Genomic DNA, 16,414 nt, shown 5'->3' with positions numbered 1-16,414 from the left:
TCTAAACTCCAAGCAATGGGTCAAGTTCGCGGTAATCCGGCAGGCTGCGGTCGATGCCCATGCCATTCCGCATCACGATGCGGTCTGCCTGCGGACGGGAGAGAAATTCGCTCCAGCGGCGAGCGCTGAAGAGGACGAGATCCGCCTTGGCGCCAACGGCGATGCGGCCATGGTCGGGGCGCTTCAGGATATCGGCGGGCGTGCGCGTGACGACGCGGGCGGCGGTGTCGAATGGATGGTCGAGGTGGATGATGCGGACCGCCTCGCGGAAAACCTCGACCGGATCGAGATCGCCATAGGCATAGAAGGGGTCGCGGGTGTTGTCGGAGGAGACGGCGGTCTGGACGCCGGCAGCTGTCAATTCGTGAAACAGGGTGACGCCGCGCTGGCGGGGCGTGCGGCCGGCATGACGATCCTGCAGATACATGTTGCACATCGGTAGCGAGACGACCGAGAGGCCGGCCTCAGCCACCAGATCGATGGTGTGTTTGGCGAGATCGTCGTCCTGCCGGGCGAGCGAGCAGCAATGGCCGACGGTGACAGAACCCTCGAAGCCATTGCGGATCTTGGCTTTCGCAATGGTCTTCAGCGTCAGGGTTTCCTTGTCCTGCGTCTCGTCGACATGCAGGTCGATGTCGAGTCCCTTGTCGGTTGCCGTGCGGAAGAGGATGTCGAGCTTCTCATCCAGCCCGGGCATCAGGTAGGTGACGCCACCGAGCAGCCCCTTGTGGGCGACGATGACCTCGACCAGATCCTTGAAGAAGGGTTCGTCGGTGATCTGGTCGAAGGGGAAGAGGGCGGCAGCCTGCAGGTCGATCTTGCCGGCCCAGGCGTCTCGGACTTCGGCGAAGACCTCGAACGAGATGCGGTGCTGGGGCGCCAGGCTGTCGAGATGGGTGCGGATGAGGCTGGTGCCATGGGCATAGGCCGTCTTCAGCGAGAATTCCATGCGGGCTTTTACGTCTTCCGCCGACCAGCGGGCCTCGCGATCGGTTTTCACGGCTTCGAGCGCGCCCATGAAATCGCCCGAGGGGTTCGGCCTGCGGTCCCAGATATGGCCCTTGTCGAGATGGGTGTGCATGTCGACGAAGGTCGGCCAGACCATGCCGTTGCGGAGATCCGTTGACGGCAGGCCCGATGGCGCGCTGCCGGGCTTCAGGATTGCCTCGACCTTGCCATCGGCGACGATGATGTCGGCGCTGATCAAGCCCTCGCAGGCGGGTGCCTCGACGCCATCGACACAGATCTCGGGCAGCGTCGCCTTGGCGAGGACGAAGCGCTTGGCGGCAGGCAGAGTGGCAATGGCAGTCGACATCAGTTTTCTCGTTTCAGGCTGCTCTCATGCCAGCGATGCAGCGCCAGCCAGGAGATGAAGGAGGTGATGGCGAAGATCACGACGCCGAGGCAGGAGAGCAGAAAGAGGGCGGCGAAGAGGCGCGGTATGTTCAGACGGAACTGGGCCTCGAGCAGGCGGAAGGCGAGGCCTGATCCGGCGCCAGCCGAGCCTGCGGCAAATTCCGCGACCACCGCGGCGATCAGCGCGAGCCCTCCGCCGATGCGCAAGCCCGTCATGAAATAGGGCAGGGAGGCCGGGAGTTTGAGATAGAGCAGCGTCTGCCAGCGCGAGGCGCCGTAGAGGTCGAAGAGGTTGAGCAGGTTGTGATCGACGCTCTTCAGGCCCTGCACCATATTTGAGAGGATCGGGAAAAAGGCGACGAGGAAGGCGCAGATCAGGAGCGCGACCTGTGTCGAGGGGGCGTAGATCAGGATCAGCGGGGCGATCGCCACGATCGGCGTCACCTGCAGGATGACGGTGATCGGGTAGAAGGCGACCTCGATCCACTTTGACTGCACGAGAAAGACCGCGATGCCAACGCCGCCGATCAGCGCAAGCGCCAGCGACATCATGGTAATCTGCGTGGTCACCCAAAGCGCGGGCGAGAGGGTGCCCCAGTCCTTGACGAGGGCGCCGGCCACGGCAATCGGGCCCGGCAGGATGTATTGCGGAACGCCCGAGACCCAGACGCCCACCTGCCAGATGACGATCAGCAGACAGACGACGAGAATGGGCACGAGGATCTTGGCGAGGGTTTCGGCTGGCGCGGTCATCAGTGCTCCTCCCCGCCGAGCGCTTCGAGCAGCGTCTTCGAGACGGTTTCGCAGGCCTGGCGATATTCCTCCGACGTCCGGTAGAAGGCATCTCGCTCCAGGCTGGTGATCAGCGGAAAATCGGCATGGACGCGACCGGGGCGCGCTTTCATGACGACGATGCGGTTGGAGAGATAGGCGCTTTCGAAGACGGAATGGGTGACGAAGATGACGGTGATGCCGGTCTCCTTCCAGAGGCGCAGCACGTCGTCGTTCAGCTTCTGACGGGTTATCTCGTCAAGGGCGGCGAAGGGCTCGTCCATTAAGAGCAGCTTCGGCTTGGTCACGAGCGCGCGGGCGATGGAAACGCGCATTTTCATGCCGCCGGAGAGCTCGCGCGGATAGGCGTCGACGAAATCCTTGAGACCGACGCGGGTCAGGGCGGCCATGATGTCGTCATAGGCTGCATGTTTCGAGACGCCACGCAGTTTTAGCGGCAGATAGACGTTGCCGAAGACGGTCGCCCAGGGCATCAGCGTCGGCTCCTGGAAGACGAAGGAGATATCGCCTTCGGGCAGGCCCTTGGCATTGATGCGGGAGCTCGGCCAATCGATGGTGCCGGTCGTCGTGTCACCCAGGCCGGCGATGATACGGAGCGCCGTCGACTTGCCGCAGCCGGAGGGGCCGAGCAGCGAGACGAATTCGCCACCGTTGACGGTCAGCGACATGCCGGTCAGGGCAACCGTGCCGCTGGAGAAGACCTTGGACACGTCCTTCATCACCACCAGCGCCCGGCGCTGTTCTGGGGGAGGGGCGGTGATGGTGTCTTCGGAAAGTGACATTGATTGCCTTGGTATCTGAACGAACAGGGGCGGCTGGAAATTGCCCCTCACCCTACCCTCTCCCCGCAGGCGGGGAGAGGGAATGTTGTCCCCGGCGCCGGCCTCGAAAATTCCTTCTCCCCGCAAGCGGGGAGAAGGTGGCGGCAGCCGGATGAGGGGCAAAGCCCTTACTTCTTCAGTGCCAGGCCAACCCCCTTGCAGACGAACTGGGTGGTGTAGGCCTTCTTGAAATCGAGGTCGGCCGGCTGGACGCCGATCTGGACCATGGCGTCGAAGAAGGCCTTGTACTTCTCGTCGGTCATGCAGCCGATGCCCTTGTCCATGGCTTCGGCGGATTCGACGATGCCGTATTCCTTCATCTTGGCGATCGAATACTCGATCTGACCATCCGTCATTTCCGGATTGTCTTTCTTGATGAGGTCGTTGGCGGCCTTGTTGTCGCCGTAGAGGTAGTTGTACCAGCCCTCGATCGAGGCATCGACGAAGCGCTGGACCACGTCCGGCTTGCTCTCGACCATGGTCGTCGTGGTGGTGATCATCGTCGAGTAGGGGTTGTAGCCATTGTCTGCGAGCAGGAAGACCTTCGGTGCCCAGCCGGCCTGCTTTTCGATCTCATAGGGCTCGGAGGTCAGGTAACCCTGCTGGGCGGACTTCGGGTCGGCGATGAAGGGGGCTGGATTGAAGGTGTAGGGCTTGTACTTTTCGTCGGTGAAGCCCTCGAAGTTCTTCTTCATCCACTCGTAATAGGTGACGTAGCCGTCCTTGCCCATGAAGATGCTATCGAGCTTGGCGAGATCGGCAAAGGTCTCGATACCCTGATCGGGGTGGGCGAGCAGGACCTGCGGGTCCTTCTGGAAGATCGCGGCGACGTCGATCAGCGGGATGCCTTCCTTGACGGCATCCATCTCGCCGAGCGGGCTTCCCATGTAGAAGTCGACCTTGCCGGCGATGAGCAGGGCGCGGTTCGCAGCCTGCGGGCCACCCTGGACGACCGTGACCTTCAGCCCGTATTTTTCATAGGTGCCGTCTGCGACAGCTTGATAGAAGCCGCCATGTTCGGCCTGGGCCAGCCAGTTGGTGCCGTAGGTCACCTCGTCGAGAGCAAGCGCCGAAGACGTCGAGGCCAGCGAAGCCGCCAGACCCATGAGGGCGAGGAGGCTGGTCTTGGTAAGCATGTCGCGCATTGATCGTTCCCCTGTTCGTTGCAGGACCCGTTTCGGGTTCCCCTTTTTGGTCATTTGATCGGGACGCATGCGTCTTGAAAAGCATCAAAATTCGTCCGCATTGATGCTTTTTTTGCACTGCTCTCAGGATTGATGCATAGTGATGCGGCATGACTAATTTTTGCGCAGCGGAGGTCCCGTGCTGCATTCCAGAAAGCTCGTCTACATCAATGAAATCGTCCGCTGCGGCTCGATCCGCAAGGCGGCAGCGCGATTGAACGTGGCATCGTCCGCCGTCAATCGGCAGATCCTCGCGCTGGAAGAGGAACTGGGTGCGCCGATCTTCGAGCGGCTGCCAAAGGGTCTTCGCCTGACGGCGGCCGGGGAGCTCTGCGTCGAGCATATCAGGGATGTGCTGAAGAATTACGAGCGGCTTGAAGGGCGGATCCGCGGTCTGAAGACCCCGCAGGCGGGCAAGGTTTCGCTGGTCACGACCGTGGGCCTTGCCTCCGGCCCGCTTCCGGCGATCCTGGCGGGCTTCGTCGCGGAGCATCCCCGCATGCAGATCAAGCTGCGCAACGACGGCGGCTCGACGACGATCAATCCGGTGCTGACCGGGGAGGTCGATCTCGGCCTCGGCTTCAACATACCGGCAACCCCCGGGATCCGAACGCTCGCCAACTTCGACGTGCCTGTTGGCGTCGTGCTGCCCCCGGGGCACCGGCTGGCACGGGATGAGGGGCCGGTCGATCTGGTCGAGGTGGTGCAGGAGCCGCTGATCCTCGCACAATCCGGCACCAGCCTGCGCAACATCATCGATCTGGCGCTCGCGCCGCTGCCGCTGCTGGTCGAGCCGGTGGTCGAAACCAATTCGTCGGAACTGATGAAGCAGCTCGTGAAAGCCGGAACCGGGCTTACCATGCTCAATCCGCTCGATGCGGTGGCCGAATGTCGGCGGGGCGAGTTGATCTTCCGACCCCTGACCGAGGCGCATATCCGCCACCAGCCAATGAAGCTCTTCGCCCGCGCCCGGGCGCCGCTCGATTCCGCCACCAGCCTCTTCGTGGAATATCTGATGCAGGAATTGCTGGCGCTGGTCGATGATCTGAAAGCCCGCGGGCATATTCCCGAGGCGATCCGCGGACAGGCCTGAGCGGTCTCAGCTCGGCGTATAGAGGTTGGAGAGCGGATAGGCGGCGACGTCGCGCAGCAGTTCGATGAAGCCGACCACCTGATGCTTGCAGATGGCCGCTCCCTTCTCCGCCGTGCCCTTCGAAGCATCGCCGACGACCCCATGCGGGTTCAGGTCATGGGCGATCCAGGCGAGCGAATGCGGCGGCAGCGGCGTCAGATATTTGGAATTGGTCCGCATCTCCTCCGCCTTCGAGACGAAATTCTCGGCCTTGTCCATGCGGACCAGCTCCGGGCGGAAGTGCAGCATCAGCGAGGTCTCGACCTCGCCGCCATGGATGCCGTAGCGGCTTTCGTTTTCCGAGATCATGCCATCAGGGTTTCCGAAGCGGCCCCACTGGGTGGAGACGACGATCATCTGGTGGCGGACGCGCAGCTCGCGGGCGACTATGCTCATGACATCGACATTGCCGCCATGGGAGTTGACGATGACGAGCTTGCGGATGCCGGCTTCGGCGACCTTTGTGCCGATCGCCGTCCAGGCGGGGATCAGGATCTCCGGTCCGAAGGAAAGGCTGCCGGGGCCGTAGACATGTTCATTGGCCTTGCCGATCTCCTGGGTGGGTAGAACGAGGAGATCGAGGTCGTCAGGACGCTGAACCTTCAGCTCCGCCAGCATGCCGTTGGCAATGGCGACATCGGTGGCGATGGGCAGATGCGGACCGTGCTGCTCGGTCGACGCGATCGGCAGAACGGCAATGGTCGTCTCCGGAGAAAGGTCTGCGAAGTCTGTCGTCGTCAATTCGTTCCAGAAGAATGGCCTGGCCATGATCGCGTCCCCTCGCATCGTTGTTCATGCGTTCGATAAGGCAAAAGCCCGGGGCCGGAAAAGCATCATATTCCGCACAGGGTGATGCCTTAATGCGTGCGCTTGCTCAACGTGCAGCAGGCGCTGAAATTTTCCGTCTCTCACCGACAGACGCTGTGCTGGCCGGTTGATCTCCGAATGGAGGGCCGAACGAAAAACGACACCGGAAGAGGGCTTCCGGTGTCGATCGCTGCTGGTGTGCGTGGACGATGTCTTATTCGACTTCGACGCGCCCCTTCTTTTCGTCGCGCTTGTCCTTCTGCAGGAGCCAGGTGAGCAGGTTCGGCTTCTCCTTGGGCTTTGGCGTGGGCTTCCTCGCAATGACCTTGGGGCGGTAAACCTTCACGTCCTCGAGCGCCGCGAATTCTTCGCCATACTGCTTCTTGATGGCGGCAACACGCCCCCAATTCTTGGCGCGCGAGGCAAGCACTGCAAGGCCGACCACGCCGCCTTCCGTGGGCTCCCATTCGATGGATTGCTCGAAGAGGCGCGCGGCATCCTTGGAGTTCTTGTTCTCCAGACGGTGCCAGCCAAGCGCTTGCGCACCGAGAGCCGACTTCTGTTCGAAGACGTACGTCTCGAAGGTCTTGAGCTCCTTCTCATCCACAGCAAGCGGCGTTTCCTGATCCGTCAGACCGGCAGAGACCAGCTCGATGTAGATCTTCTTAAGTTCCGGCGTCTGGGTCGCATATTGCCGGGCCAGAGCAAGCGCTTCGTCCCGATGCTGCAGGTTGCGCAGGGTCAGGATGACGCCTTCGATGCTCTTCACGCTGCTCGTCATCCGGGTCGCGCTGACGAACCAGTGATAGGATGCCTCCCAGCTCTGCTGGCCATAGTAGAACCAGCCAAACAGTTCGGCATCGTCGGCGGAGAAGGATCGCTGAACGAAGTCGCTGAAACGCTGCAGTTCATCCATCGTGAGTGCGCTTGCCGGGCTGTTGCCCTGCGCAACCAGGCCCATTTTGCGGCGGACGAGGTCGAAGGAGACATTGTCGAATTCGCCCGTTCCATCCGGCAATATGTTGCCGAGGGCGACCAGCGAGCGGGTGCCGGCCTCCGGCAGAAGGAGGCTCGCCTTTTGCACGGTCGACAGACGCTCGTTCGGGTCTTCGCAGGTCGTGACGATGTACTTGTAGAGATCGAATGCGCGGGCGAAGTCGCGCGACTGCGCCAGCGATTCTGCCGTGATCCACATGGTGTTCATTTCAGCGCAGACCATCATCTGCGGCGTCGCCTCCGCGAGAGTGATCACCTGTGCCCAGTTGCGCTGGGCGTAAGAGCGCTCCATCAACTTGCGCGTCTCTGCCAGGGCGAGCTTGTCGAGCAGTTCCTGGCTCGGTTTCCAGTTGGGGTTGTCGCTCTGGAGCTTCGCGATCTCGGTCCGGACACGCACGTAGTCGCCGCTGCCGAAGATGTCCCAGAGCGGCTGCTCGGAAACATTGGTCGGAGCGTCGAATAGATCTTCGGGAGCATCCCAATCGGGGTAGAGCGTCTTCAAGCGGCGCAATTCCGCACCGAGCCGCTTCAAGTCCCGCGTCTGGGCATAATAACGCAACGCTGTTTCATCGACTTCGGGTCTCGTGGCCGCTGCCGGCTGTTCCGCCTGCTGGCTGAGCTTTGCGATCTGAGCCTCGATGTCGGCAGGGGCGGCGGTCGTCGCGGGCTGAAGCGTGGTTGCTGCAGCCGCAGGTTGACGGGCCGGCGCTGGTGTCGTTGCCGTTGCCGTCGGGCCGAATGGATTTTCGCCAGGAGCGACGTCGCGGATCACCGTGGCAGCGGGCGGTACCGCGGCTGGGGTCACGGCGGTCGGCATCTGCGCTGGCAACACGACCTGGGCAGGAGCCGGCGTGGCCGGCAGGATCGGCTGGACTGCCACCGGTGCCGGGACAACGGCGGGCATTGTCGGCGCAACGACCGGTGCGGATACCGGTTGGAAGGTCGGCATGACCGGTGGTGCAACCGCGGGCGCGGCGACGTTCGACATAGCGACACCGCTGGGAAGGACGGCACCCAATACGGGATAGCCGGTTCCGTTGTCGCCGGTTGCCTTGCTGATCGGGATTATCAGGCAGGCGCCGACCAGAAGGGCGGTTTTCAAGGGAAGTCGGTCAAACATGTGGGGTACCTTTCAGCGATTGCCATGAGGCTCAGCACATGGAGCGTGGAGGGGTAGTAGTCTTGGGAGCTGAAGTCAGACAGCAGAGCGACGTCGGGACGTCGTCCGAGGCTGCATTCGACGAGGGCCGCCACGGCCTGATAGCCGGGGTCGGGCATGGGAGAGAGGCGGGTGGCGGTGGCGAGTTCCACGACCGACATCGAGGCCTTGCCGAACTGTTTCCAGTGGGTGGCGAAGATCTCGAGAATGTCGGGATAGTCGCGGGAATACCAAGCCAGATAGAGCGGCACCCGGATCGCGTCGTAGCCGAATTGCGAGGGGTAGCCGATGGCGGGCTGCGGGACCTGACCTGAGAGGGACAGCCAGTCCGCCGGCAGTCGAGCGGGGCCGAACCGGGAGTCTCGCACCAGCGTGAGGCCGCTGTTCATCAGGTCTCTGGCGGGAAAGCGGTCCGACAGTCGCCCCAGGTCCATCAGGGCCGGGAAGATCCAGTAGGACATGTTGACCACCGGGCCGTCCGACTGCTCGTTGGGCCCGAAGCCCTGAACGCCGGGCAGCAGGACGAGGCCGTGCCGCGTTTCGATGATCGCTCTCTCGGCGATTGCCAGGGAGATGCGACGCGCCTCGCGCTGGAGAGCGGGATCGCTCCAGCGTTGTCCGCCGCGCATGAGGGCCCAGGCGATGAGAAGATCACCATCGGTCGCGTTGTTGCGATCGGTGATCGGCGGGATCTGGGCCGGATCCCAGCGCCAGGCCGCCAGTCCGTCTTCGCGAACAAAGAGATTTGCGCGCGTCCAGGCCCAGATCTTGTCGAAGCTGGTCCGATCATCGGCGGCCTCAGCCATCAGCATGCCGTAACCCTGGCTTTCGCTGTGGCTGATGCCGCCGGCCCTGTTGTCGACGACGCGTCCTTCGTCGGTGACGAAGTTGTGCTGGTAGACGAGCCAGGCACCGGCTGCGATGTCGGCGGCCACATTCTCCTGCGGTTGGGAAAGCGCGCTTGTGGCGGCGCCCGTAACAAGGGCGTAACCGAGAGCCAATGACGCGATGCGAAGACGTAGCGTCACGGTTTGCGTCCCTGCCGGAGAACGAGATAGGTCGATGCGCCGAGCAGGATCGCCACCAGGATCTGCGCGATGGTGAATTCGCGGGCGTTGTTCGAGAACCAGCCGGCCACGATCAGGCGGCCATTCTGCAGGCTGAGGGGCTTGGTCTCATACAGGCGCTCGTGAGCGGCGAGTTTGCGATCGATCACCACGCCTTCCCGTGTGAGGGTGTTGACCGAGCCGGAGAGCCCGCCCCAGACGTCGGCCTGGGCAAGGCTTCGCATGCTCTCACCCAGAACAGCCGGCTCGCGCACGGCCACAACGGTCCAGACATCGCGGTCGTTGACCAGGCGCTGTGCGACCAGCATGTCGGCCTCGGCAGACACCTGGTAGCCGGCCTCCTCTGTCAGCACAGTTGGATCATCCACCAGCCCGAGCTCGGCCGCCTGGATCCGTACCCGTACCTTGATGCCCTCGAGTATATTGTCCACACCCTCCCTGAGACGTGCGACGACCGATGTCGGCCTTGCATCTTCAGGTGCAGCGGCCACGCCGTCGATGGACAAGGCCGGGGCGGCCTCCTCGGTGGGTGTCGCTTGCGCCTGGTTCTGGTCCAGCGAGAGCGCTGCGTCGGTCGCGATCGGATTGAGGTCGATGCCCAGATCGGACTTCAACTGGCCGGAGAAGCCGGAAAAGGTCCCGAAGGCGAGCAGCGGGCCTTGTCTGTCCAGCGGCCAGCCCGAGGTGACGGAGACGGGGCTGACTTCACGCGAGGCATAGGCCATCTTGGCGAGGAAGCTGCCGGCGGCCCCCAGCATGGTTTCGTCCATGCCTTCGACATAAAGCGGGGTCGCGCCATCTCCGCCGCCGAAACGTGCCTTGCCGGCAGAGACGACGGCGAGGTCCGGTGCGTGGCCGATCTGGGCGAAAGCCGGGATATTGAGGGTGCTGTCTCCCTTGATGAAGAAACGAGCCGTCGGGTTGCTGAGCGTTGCGGGATCGCAGACGGCATCGGCTGCCGTTGACAGTTCCGCTTCGAACTCGATGACGTTGTAGCCCGGTCTCAGCTTGGCGAGCGGGATCGGCAGGACCTGTCCCTCGATGCGGCCCGAGCGGCCTTCGCCGAGACGGATATTGGCCACGGTATCGCCGTTTGCACGCACCACCATCTGGGCGCTTGGCGAAAGACCCGCTGCATATTCGGCATTCAGCTTCAGATTGGCGGCTCCATAGTCACCCGGATAAAAGTCTGCCGGAAGACTGAACGCGATCGACTGCTGGAAGTGACGGCCGGCAAAGGGGCGGGAGACCAGCCCGAGTTCGGCGAGCGAGTTCTCACTGCCGGATGCCAGGAGCCGACCTCTGCGATTGCCAAGCGCACGACGCCCCTGCGGCGAGCCGTCCGTGAGGTCGGTCTGGGCGCGCAGTGTGAACTCGCGAATGGTCGATGCCAGTTCGTCAGCCGTGCGAGCCGCGACGATCATGCGGCTTCGACCGCTGGCGGGGTCGATGTCGAATTCGACGCCGGACTGCTGCGGGGTAACGCCGATAAGGTCCCGGACGGTCCCGAAGGTCCCGACGACAAGATCGATGCCGGGGCCGGAACCGACTTCATTGCCGACAGTGACGACAGGCCGATCGAAATGGCCGAGGATCGAGAGCGCCTGCACGACGGCAAATGTCCTGTCGATATCCTCGCCGGCTGCACCACGAGTTATGAGCCCGTTGATCGCAGCGTGTCCGTTCACGTCACGGCTGTAGGCGAGCAAGGTGGATACGTCGCTGGGATCGTCGATTGCATTGCGCGTGAAGACAAATCCGCTACGCCCGGGGTCGATCTGCGTCCAAAGCTCATAGGTGGCCTCGACGGAGCAATCGACGCGGTGCGACTGATCGAGCAGCACCGTCACGGCATTGTAGCCGGGCTGGAGCAGACCCTTGGGGAGTTCGAGCTCGACCTGGTGGGCATCGCCGGATTTCAGGTTGACCGTGCCGATATCGCGGTCGTTGACAAAAATGCGCATGGCCGAGCGCTCGGGGGCAACCGAGATCGCGGTCTGCAGCGTCAGGATCAGCTTTGCAGAACCCGTCATTTCCGATGGCAGGACGACGAAGGGGTATTCCCGATTGGCCGTCTCGCCGGGAAAGAACAGATCCTTCTTGTCCGCGATCAGGCGACGGATCTGGTTTACATCCTGGAAATATTCCTTGGTCTCGGCTTGCGGCGTGGCCTGCGGAGCAAGAACAAAACCGCCCGAGGTTGCTGCAAGCGAGGGGGAAGCCGCGACAAGCAGGCCCGCGACGGCGAGCAGAGAGAGATGGTGTCTGATCATTCGCCTGCCTCCCTGTGACGCACCGGGGCGGCGGCGATTGCCGCGCCGGCAAGGGGTTTCAGTCTTTGCGGCTCGATCTTGTCTTCCGGCTTGCCGCCCAGCGCGACGCCGATGGCAGCGAGCGGGCAGGTGATGGCCCAACGCAGGATCCGGAAGCTGCCTGCGATAATGCTCTTCGGGCGCTGGCGCAGGGCGCGCTGTTCACGCACGACGGACATGTCGTTCATCAGTAGTTCCGCGATGATCGGGAAGTGATGCGGCTCCGGATCGAAGCGCAGGGCAATTGCTCCGTCTTCGCCCGGTGTGGCGCCGGCAATGCTGACCGGCAGCGAGGTCACCAGCAAGTTGGACGAAACGCTGAGCAACTGAAGCCGACCATATTCCCCCTTGCGGAGATTGCGCGACGAGCCCTGAGCCGGGATGAGCTTGGCGCCCTGAGCCGAAGCCTCGATGACGGCACCGCGCAAGACGGTTTCGCCAAACTGGAGTTCGACATTGGTCCGCAGCGGCAGTTCCACGCCGGCGAGATCCTGGCTACGCTCGGTGACAACGCCAAGCGCGCAGCCGGCGATCATCAGGTTCATCCAGTTCCAGGCGCCGACGATCAGCAGCAGGCTCGAGATCTCGGGCTCGGTGTTGTAGCGATAGGCTGCCACGAAGAGTGTGAAGCTGAGGATGCCGAAGATGATGAAATAGGGCAGCGACAGTTCCGACAGGCTATCGTGCTTCAGGGATACTCCCTTGGCGGTCACCTTGAATGTCGGGCTCTTCGGCTTCATCAGAACGCTGATGATGGCCTGGAAGAGATAGACCGACTGCACATACTCGTAGAGTTCGGAAATCCAGGGCCAGCGCACGCTGCCATAGAGATAGGTGCGCACCATTTCGCCGACGATCAGATACATGACCGTGTAGGCGAAGAAGTCTTCAAAGGATGCGACGAAGATCTTCATGTCGAAGAGAATGAAGAGGAGCGGCGCGACGAAGAAGACGGAACGTACGAAGGGGAAGAACCAGAAGAGCGAGCTCGAGATGTAGCTGAGGCGTTGCGGGAACGAGAGGCCGCGCTTGAACAGCGGGTTCTTCAGCATCAGGATCTGGACCATGCCCTGACACCAGCGGGAACGCTGACCAACGAAGCTGGCAAAGGTTTCCGGCTGCAGGCCGGAGATCAGAGGCTTGTCCACGTAAAGGCTGTTCCAGCCACGGGCGTGAAGTTCCAGAGCCGTCTCGCAGTCTTCCGTGATGGTAATACCGGAGAAACCGCCGACTTCTTCCAGCGCCTCGCGACGCAGAACTGCAGCCGAGCCGCAGAAGAAGGACGCGTTCCAGCGATCCAGGCCCTTCTGGATCTTGCCGTAGAACATCTCGTTCTCGGACGGCATGCGGCCGAACGTGCCGAGGTTGCGCTCGATCGGATCGGGATTGGAGAAGAAGTGCGGCGTCTGAACGAGGAACAGGCGCTCGTCTTCCAGGAAGTAGCCGACCGTCTCGCGCAGGAAGTTGCGTTCGGGCGCATGATCGGCGTCGAAGACAACCACGAGATCGGCGTGCGTGCGCCACAGGGCTGCATTCAGATTGCCGGCCTTGGCATGCACGTTTTCCGCACGGGTGAGATAGACGGCGCCGAGATCGCTGCAGAGGTCCTTGAGGATCGCGGCACGTTCCTTGGCCTTGGCAGCCGCAACCGGATCATCGCTGTTGCGCTTCTGATCCGTGCCCCCGTCATCCAGAAGATAGACGGTGAACTTGTCGGAGGGGTAGTCCATCGCCTTGGCGGCCGCGACGGTCAGGGCCAGGATTTCGCGGTCTTCGTTGTAGGTCGGAATGAATACGTCCACCTCCGGGCATTCATCCTCCTCCAGCTCAGGGGCTCGCGGGCGCTCGATCGGATCGGCGACGACGAAGAGACTGATGCCGAGCATCAGGATGCAGTACATCTCCGCCGCGTAGAGGATGATGCCGGGAATGAAGGAATACAGGTCCTCCACGGGGGGCAAGGTGCTTGTCGTTCTCCAGTAGGCATATTGGAGGATGACGACGCTCGCGAGTGCGAGAAAGACGTGGCGCCAGAAGCCGTCGAGCTTCAAGAGCATGATGGCTGCCAGGATCGCGATGACGATGACCGACAGGTTGAAGCGGGCCGAATGGCCGACAGGCTGTGCAATGAGCAGGAACATCGCCACAACGATGGCCAGCCAGGCAGCATAGCGAAAAACAGTTCGCACGACTTTGGACTCCTCATGAGTTCGTTCGTCGATTGCCTCACACTGCGCTTGGGATGTCTGACAAACAGTTGCGCATGCATCTCTCGATTGTAGTTGAGGGACGGAGCAAGCCTGTGCAGAAGGCGTGTGAGGTTAATCTCAGGTTAACGTTAGGAGGGGATCGAGCGGAATGTGAAGACCTAGTTCCGACCGCAGCGTCACGTTGTCCGAATCCTTCTGGAGATTGTCGGCATCTTTGCGCTGCAGCATACAATTTTAGTCAAATCGGCCGGATTTATACCCAAAAATGGATGAGATTTTAAGACTAGATTGCAATAAACCGGGTTCATATTCGCATTAGTATTGTTCCACTGTTATGCTTTGGTTGTCTTGTCCGCTTTGATTACAATCATAGTTCGTCTATTCCGATTCTGAGACATTGTGACTGTTTTGTGAACAGTTAATGCACACTTTTTAGGCTGATCTATATTCAAAGATTAATGCGCGTTTACTGAGTGTCGTGGTGTCGAGGGGGCTCGTTTCGAATATGCGCATGATCATGATTGTGCTGCGCAGCAATTGCGGAATGTTAGATCTGGCAGCCGTTGTCGAAGCCTTGCGCTATGCCTGCGAGGTCTCCGGAGAGCGCGCCTATGCGCTCACGTCGTGTGCGGCGGGCTATGATGCGCTCCAATCGGAAGAGCCCTGGATCCGTTTCAGTGCGGTCTACAATATTGCAAGCGCACCACCTGAGGTTGATACGCTTCTCATTCCTGATGGAGCGGCCGTATCCCTTAAGGACCACGACCTCCGGCTGATTGAATTCCTCGGCAAGCGCACTCCCTCGGTCCGACGCGTTGCCGCGTTCGGGAACGGGGTACTGTTCGCGGCTGCCGCCGGCATTACCCGTGGCCATACGGTCGTTGCCGATGGCGAAGTGCAGGGCCGGCTGGCCACGCTCTGCTCACAGACGATCGTCGAGCCACATTCCGATCTCCACAAGAGCGGAAAGATCTGGACGGCGCGTGGACATTCGCCAGGCCTGTCGTTGGCCTTGTCCTTGATCGAGGAAGATCTCGGCCGGGCAACGGCTGCCGAGGTGGCCTATCGCTTCGGCATGCGGCTTGCCGATGCAGAGACGCGTTACGGCCAGCGGACATCGCGGGCGCCGAGTTTTGATTCCGGCAGTCCGGTCGAGCGGGTGCAGGAATGGGTGATGGCCAATCCGTCCGGGGATCTCAGTGTCGGGCGATTGGCGGATATGGTCGCCATGGGCGAGAAGACGCTTTCGCGGGCGTTCAAGCAGAAGACGGGACACACGGTGGGGGAATTCGTGCTCTCCGTTCGTCTCGGCTATGCCTGCGAGATGCTGAAGTCCGGCGAGCGCAAGATCAAGGACATTGCACGTCTGAGCGGCCTGGGGAGCCAGGCGAACATGCGCCAGCTCTTCATGACCCGTTTCGGGTGCTCGCCATCGGCCTATCGGGACATGGTGCTTAACGATGTCACGACGGATGAGCCTCGATTGGATGCCTTTGTGGGGCGGGGACGCAAGCCGACGGAAGCTCCGGCCTTGACGATCGCCTAAGAGGTTCTAGCCCCGACTATTTGCCGGGCTCAGTACGCACTTTCGGCCGCGGCGGCCGGACGCATTGCCGGATGGCTTTGGGTGCTCCACATCTACCTCATACTCTTCTTACAGTGGAGATGCGTTGATGCCCTCCCGCGTCACCGTCTGGTATGACAGCAGTTGCCCGCTCTGCATTCGCGAGATCGCTCTGATGCGGCGTCTTGATCGCCGCGGCGCGATCCGGTTCATTGATGTCCTTGATCCCCAAGGCGTCTGTCCCCTCGATCGCGCCGAGCTCTTGTCCAGGTTTCATGCCGAGGAAGAGGGCAGGCTCTACTCGGGCGCCGAGGCTTTCGCCGCCATGTGGCGGGCAATCCCCGTCTTGCGGCCGCTTGGCCTGTTGGCCGGTTGGGGGCCGGCCACACCGGTATTCGAAGCGGCCTATCGCGGCTTTCTGCGCATTCGTCCTCGTCTACAGCGGCTGTTCCGTCAGAGAACGTCATCTACTTGAGAAGACCCAGGATCTGATTGCGCCTTTGAAGTTCGGAGCACCGGGCGTGCTCCTTCGGGTGCCTAGCAACCTTAGATGCCAGCCGCGTTTTGTTGCGCTGCAACCAGAACTCTCAAGCAGTCCGCCCTGCGACTAACGGAGAATGTACGTTCTCCAGCGGATTCGTTACTCCTAGACAATTGTCTATTTCGCCTTGGGACATGGATTGGCGAGATGGACTTGGAGGAAGGGGCGTCCCGGGGGACGCCTCGTCGAGGAAAGGGAGGAGTACTCGTGACGGATAATTCTTCGTCCAACGCTTACTGGTCAGCAAACGTTCGCATCATCTACATCTGCCTGGCGATCTGGGCCGTCGTATCCTACGGGTTCGGCATCCTGCTCCGCCCGGCTCTTTCCGGCATCGCCGTCGGTGGAACCGATCTCGGCTTCTGGTTTGCCCAGCAAGGCTCGATCGTCGTCTTCATCGTGCTGATCTTCGGCTACTCGATGTATATGAACAAGATCGACCGCGAATTCGGCGTCGATGAGCAGTAAGGCGG

The 16,414-nt window shown here is 61.8% G+C and carries 13 protein-coding genes; 4 read left to right on the top strand and 9 right to left on the bottom strand.

Translation table 11 applies throughout. From position 1 onward, the window contains the following. Nucleotide 1 precedes the first annotated feature (1 nt). From FAA86_RS15455 to FAA86_RS15440, 4 genes are all read right to left on the bottom strand, one after another. Nucleotides 2-1,315 (bottom strand): cytosine deaminase, encoded by a 1,314-nt coding sequence (locus tag FAA86_RS15455; protein ID WP_136542018.1) that lies wholly within the window; start codon nt 1,313-1,315, stop codon nt 2-4. Beyond that, a complete protein-coding gene (locus FAA86_RS15450) occupies nt 1,315-2,109 on the bottom strand; it encodes an ABC transporter permease (protein ID WP_113460489.1) in 795 nt (264 codons plus the stop codon). The genes FAA86_RS15455 and FAA86_RS15450 overlap by 1 nt, the downstream gene beginning before the upstream one ends. Further along, the gene (locus tag FAA86_RS15445) at nt 2,109-2,930 is read right to left on the bottom strand and encodes an ABC transporter ATP-binding protein (protein ID WP_136542015.1); all 822 of its coding nucleotides are present in this window, start codon (nt 2,928-2,930) and stop codon (nt 2,109-2,111) included. The genes FAA86_RS15450 and FAA86_RS15445 overlap by 1 nt, the downstream gene beginning before the upstream one ends. A gap of 167 nt (nt 2,931-3,097) precedes the next feature. Further along, on the bottom strand, nt 3,098-4,114 hold the full coding sequence (locus FAA86_RS15440) for an ABC transporter substrate-binding protein (protein WP_113460491.1): 1,017 nt from the start codon (nt 4,112-4,114) through the stop codon (nt 3,098-3,100). A gap of 178 nt (nt 4,115-4,292) precedes the next feature. Between FAA86_RS15440 and FAA86_RS15435 the strand changes: the two genes are divergently transcribed. Continuing rightward, nucleotides 4,293-5,246 carry a LysR family transcriptional regulator gene (locus tag FAA86_RS15435; RefSeq protein ID WP_136542013.1) on the top strand — a complete coding sequence of 318 codons (954 nt, stop codon included), beginning with the start codon at nt 4,293-4,295 and terminating at the stop codon, nt 5,244-5,246. Nucleotides 5,247-5,252: 6 nt separating this feature from the next. On the opposite strand, the gene FAA86_RS15430 is transcribed toward FAA86_RS15435, so the two are convergent. The 5 genes from FAA86_RS15430 to bcsA all read right to left on the bottom strand — a co-directional run bounded on the left by FAA86_RS15430 (nt 5,253) and on the right by bcsA (nt 13,815). Beyond that, entirely contained in the window at nt 5,253-6,053 is an 801-nt protein-coding gene (locus FAA86_RS15430) for a creatininase family protein (protein WP_136542011.1), read from the bottom strand. 253 nt (nt 6,054-6,306) lie between these two features. Then, nucleotides 6,307-8,208: a hypothetical protein gene (locus tag FAA86_RS15425; RefSeq protein ID WP_136542009.1), complete on the bottom strand. Its 1,902-nt coding sequence runs from the start codon at nt 8,206-8,208 to the stop codon at nt 6,307-6,309. Then, nucleotides 8,187-9,275 (bottom strand): family 8 glycosyl hydrolase, encoded by a 1,089-nt coding sequence (locus tag FAA86_RS15420; protein WP_167495004.1) that lies wholly within the window; start codon nt 9,273-9,275, stop codon nt 8,187-8,189. Before FAA86_RS15420 ends, FAA86_RS15425 begins: the two co-directional genes overlap by 22 nt. Continuing rightward, nucleotides 9,272-11,587 carry a cellulose biosynthesis cyclic di-GMP-binding regulatory protein BcsB gene (locus FAA86_RS15415; RefSeq protein ID WP_136542005.1) on the bottom strand — a complete coding sequence of 772 codons (2,316 nt, stop codon included), beginning with the start codon at nt 11,585-11,587 and terminating at the stop codon, nt 9,272-9,274. Before FAA86_RS15415 ends, FAA86_RS15420 begins: the two co-directional genes overlap by 4 nt. After that, nucleotides 11,584-13,815 (bottom strand): UDP-forming cellulose synthase catalytic subunit, encoded by a 2,232-nt coding sequence (gene bcsA, locus FAA86_RS15410; RefSeq protein WP_136542003.1) that lies wholly within the window; start codon nt 13,813-13,815, stop codon nt 11,584-11,586. The genes FAA86_RS15415 and bcsA overlap by 4 nt, the downstream gene beginning before the upstream one ends. A 532-nt stretch (nt 13,816-14,347) precedes the next feature. On the opposite strand from bcsA, the gene FAA86_RS15405 reads away from it, so the two are divergent. The 3 genes from FAA86_RS15405 (at nt 14,348) to FAA86_RS15395 (ending at nt 16,409) form a co-directional block, all read left to right on the top strand. Then, nucleotides 14,348-15,382 carry a GlxA family transcriptional regulator gene (locus tag FAA86_RS15405; protein ID WP_167495003.1) on the top strand — a complete coding sequence of 345 codons (1,035 nt, stop codon included), beginning with the start codon at nt 14,348-14,350 and terminating at the stop codon, nt 15,380-15,382. A 127-nt stretch (nt 15,383-15,509) separates the two neighbouring features. Continuing rightward, nucleotides 15,510-15,875: a thiol-disulfide oxidoreductase DCC family protein gene (locus FAA86_RS15400; protein WP_136541999.1), complete on the top strand. Its 366-nt coding sequence runs from the start codon at nt 15,510-15,512 to the stop codon at nt 15,873-15,875. 273 nt (nt 15,876-16,148) lie between these two features. After that, nucleotides 16,149-16,409: a DUF4212 domain-containing protein gene (locus tag FAA86_RS15395; protein WP_136541997.1), complete on the top strand. Its 261-nt coding sequence runs from the start codon at nt 16,149-16,151 to the stop codon at nt 16,407-16,409. Nucleotides 16,410-16,414 lie beyond the last annotated feature (5 nt).

The organism is Rhizobium rosettiformans W3 (assembly GCF_004912135.1).
GTDB classification, from domain to species: Bacteria; Pseudomonadota; Alphaproteobacteria; order Rhizobiales; family Rhizobiaceae; genus Allorhizobium; species Allorhizobium rosettiformans.
Note: the sequence above shows the minus strand (reverse complement) of the source record. Positions and strands in the feature narration are given on the sequence as shown.

Bases quoted from the DNA above. Each gene is read 5' to 3' on its own strand.
- FAA86_RS15455 (WP_136542018.1), bottom strand. From the start codon at position 1,315: ATGTCGACTGCCATTGCCACTCTGCCTGCCGCCAAGCGCTTCGTCCTC.
- FAA86_RS15450 (WP_113460489.1), bottom strand. From the start codon at position 2,109: ATGACCGCGCCAGCCGAAACCCTCGCCAAGATCCTCGTGCCCATTCTC.
- FAA86_RS15445 (WP_136542015.1), bottom strand. From the start codon at position 2,930: ATGTCACTTTCCGAAGACACCATCACCGCCCCTCCCCCAGAACAGCGC.
- FAA86_RS15440 (WP_113460491.1), bottom strand. From the start codon at position 4,114: ATGCGCGACATGCTTACCAAGACCAGCCTCCTCGCCCTCATGGGTCTG.
- FAA86_RS15430 (WP_136542011.1), bottom strand. From the start codon at position 6,053: ATGGCCAGGCCATTCTTCTGGAACGAATTGACGACGACAGACTTCGCA.
- FAA86_RS15425 (WP_136542009.1), bottom strand. From the start codon at position 8,208: ATGTTTGACCGACTTCCCTTGAAAACCGCCCTTCTGGTCGGCGCCTGC.
- FAA86_RS15415 (WP_136542005.1), bottom strand. From the start codon at position 11,587: ATGATCAGACACCATCTCTCTCTGCTCGCCGTCGCGGGCCTGCTTGTC.
- FAA86_RS15405 (WP_167495003.1), top strand. From the start codon at position 14,348: ATGATCATGATTGTGCTGCGCAGCAATTGCGGAATGTTAGATCTGGCA.
- FAA86_RS15400 (WP_136541999.1), top strand. From the start codon at position 15,510: ATGCCCTCCCGCGTCACCGTCTGGTATGACAGCAGTTGCCCGCTCTGC.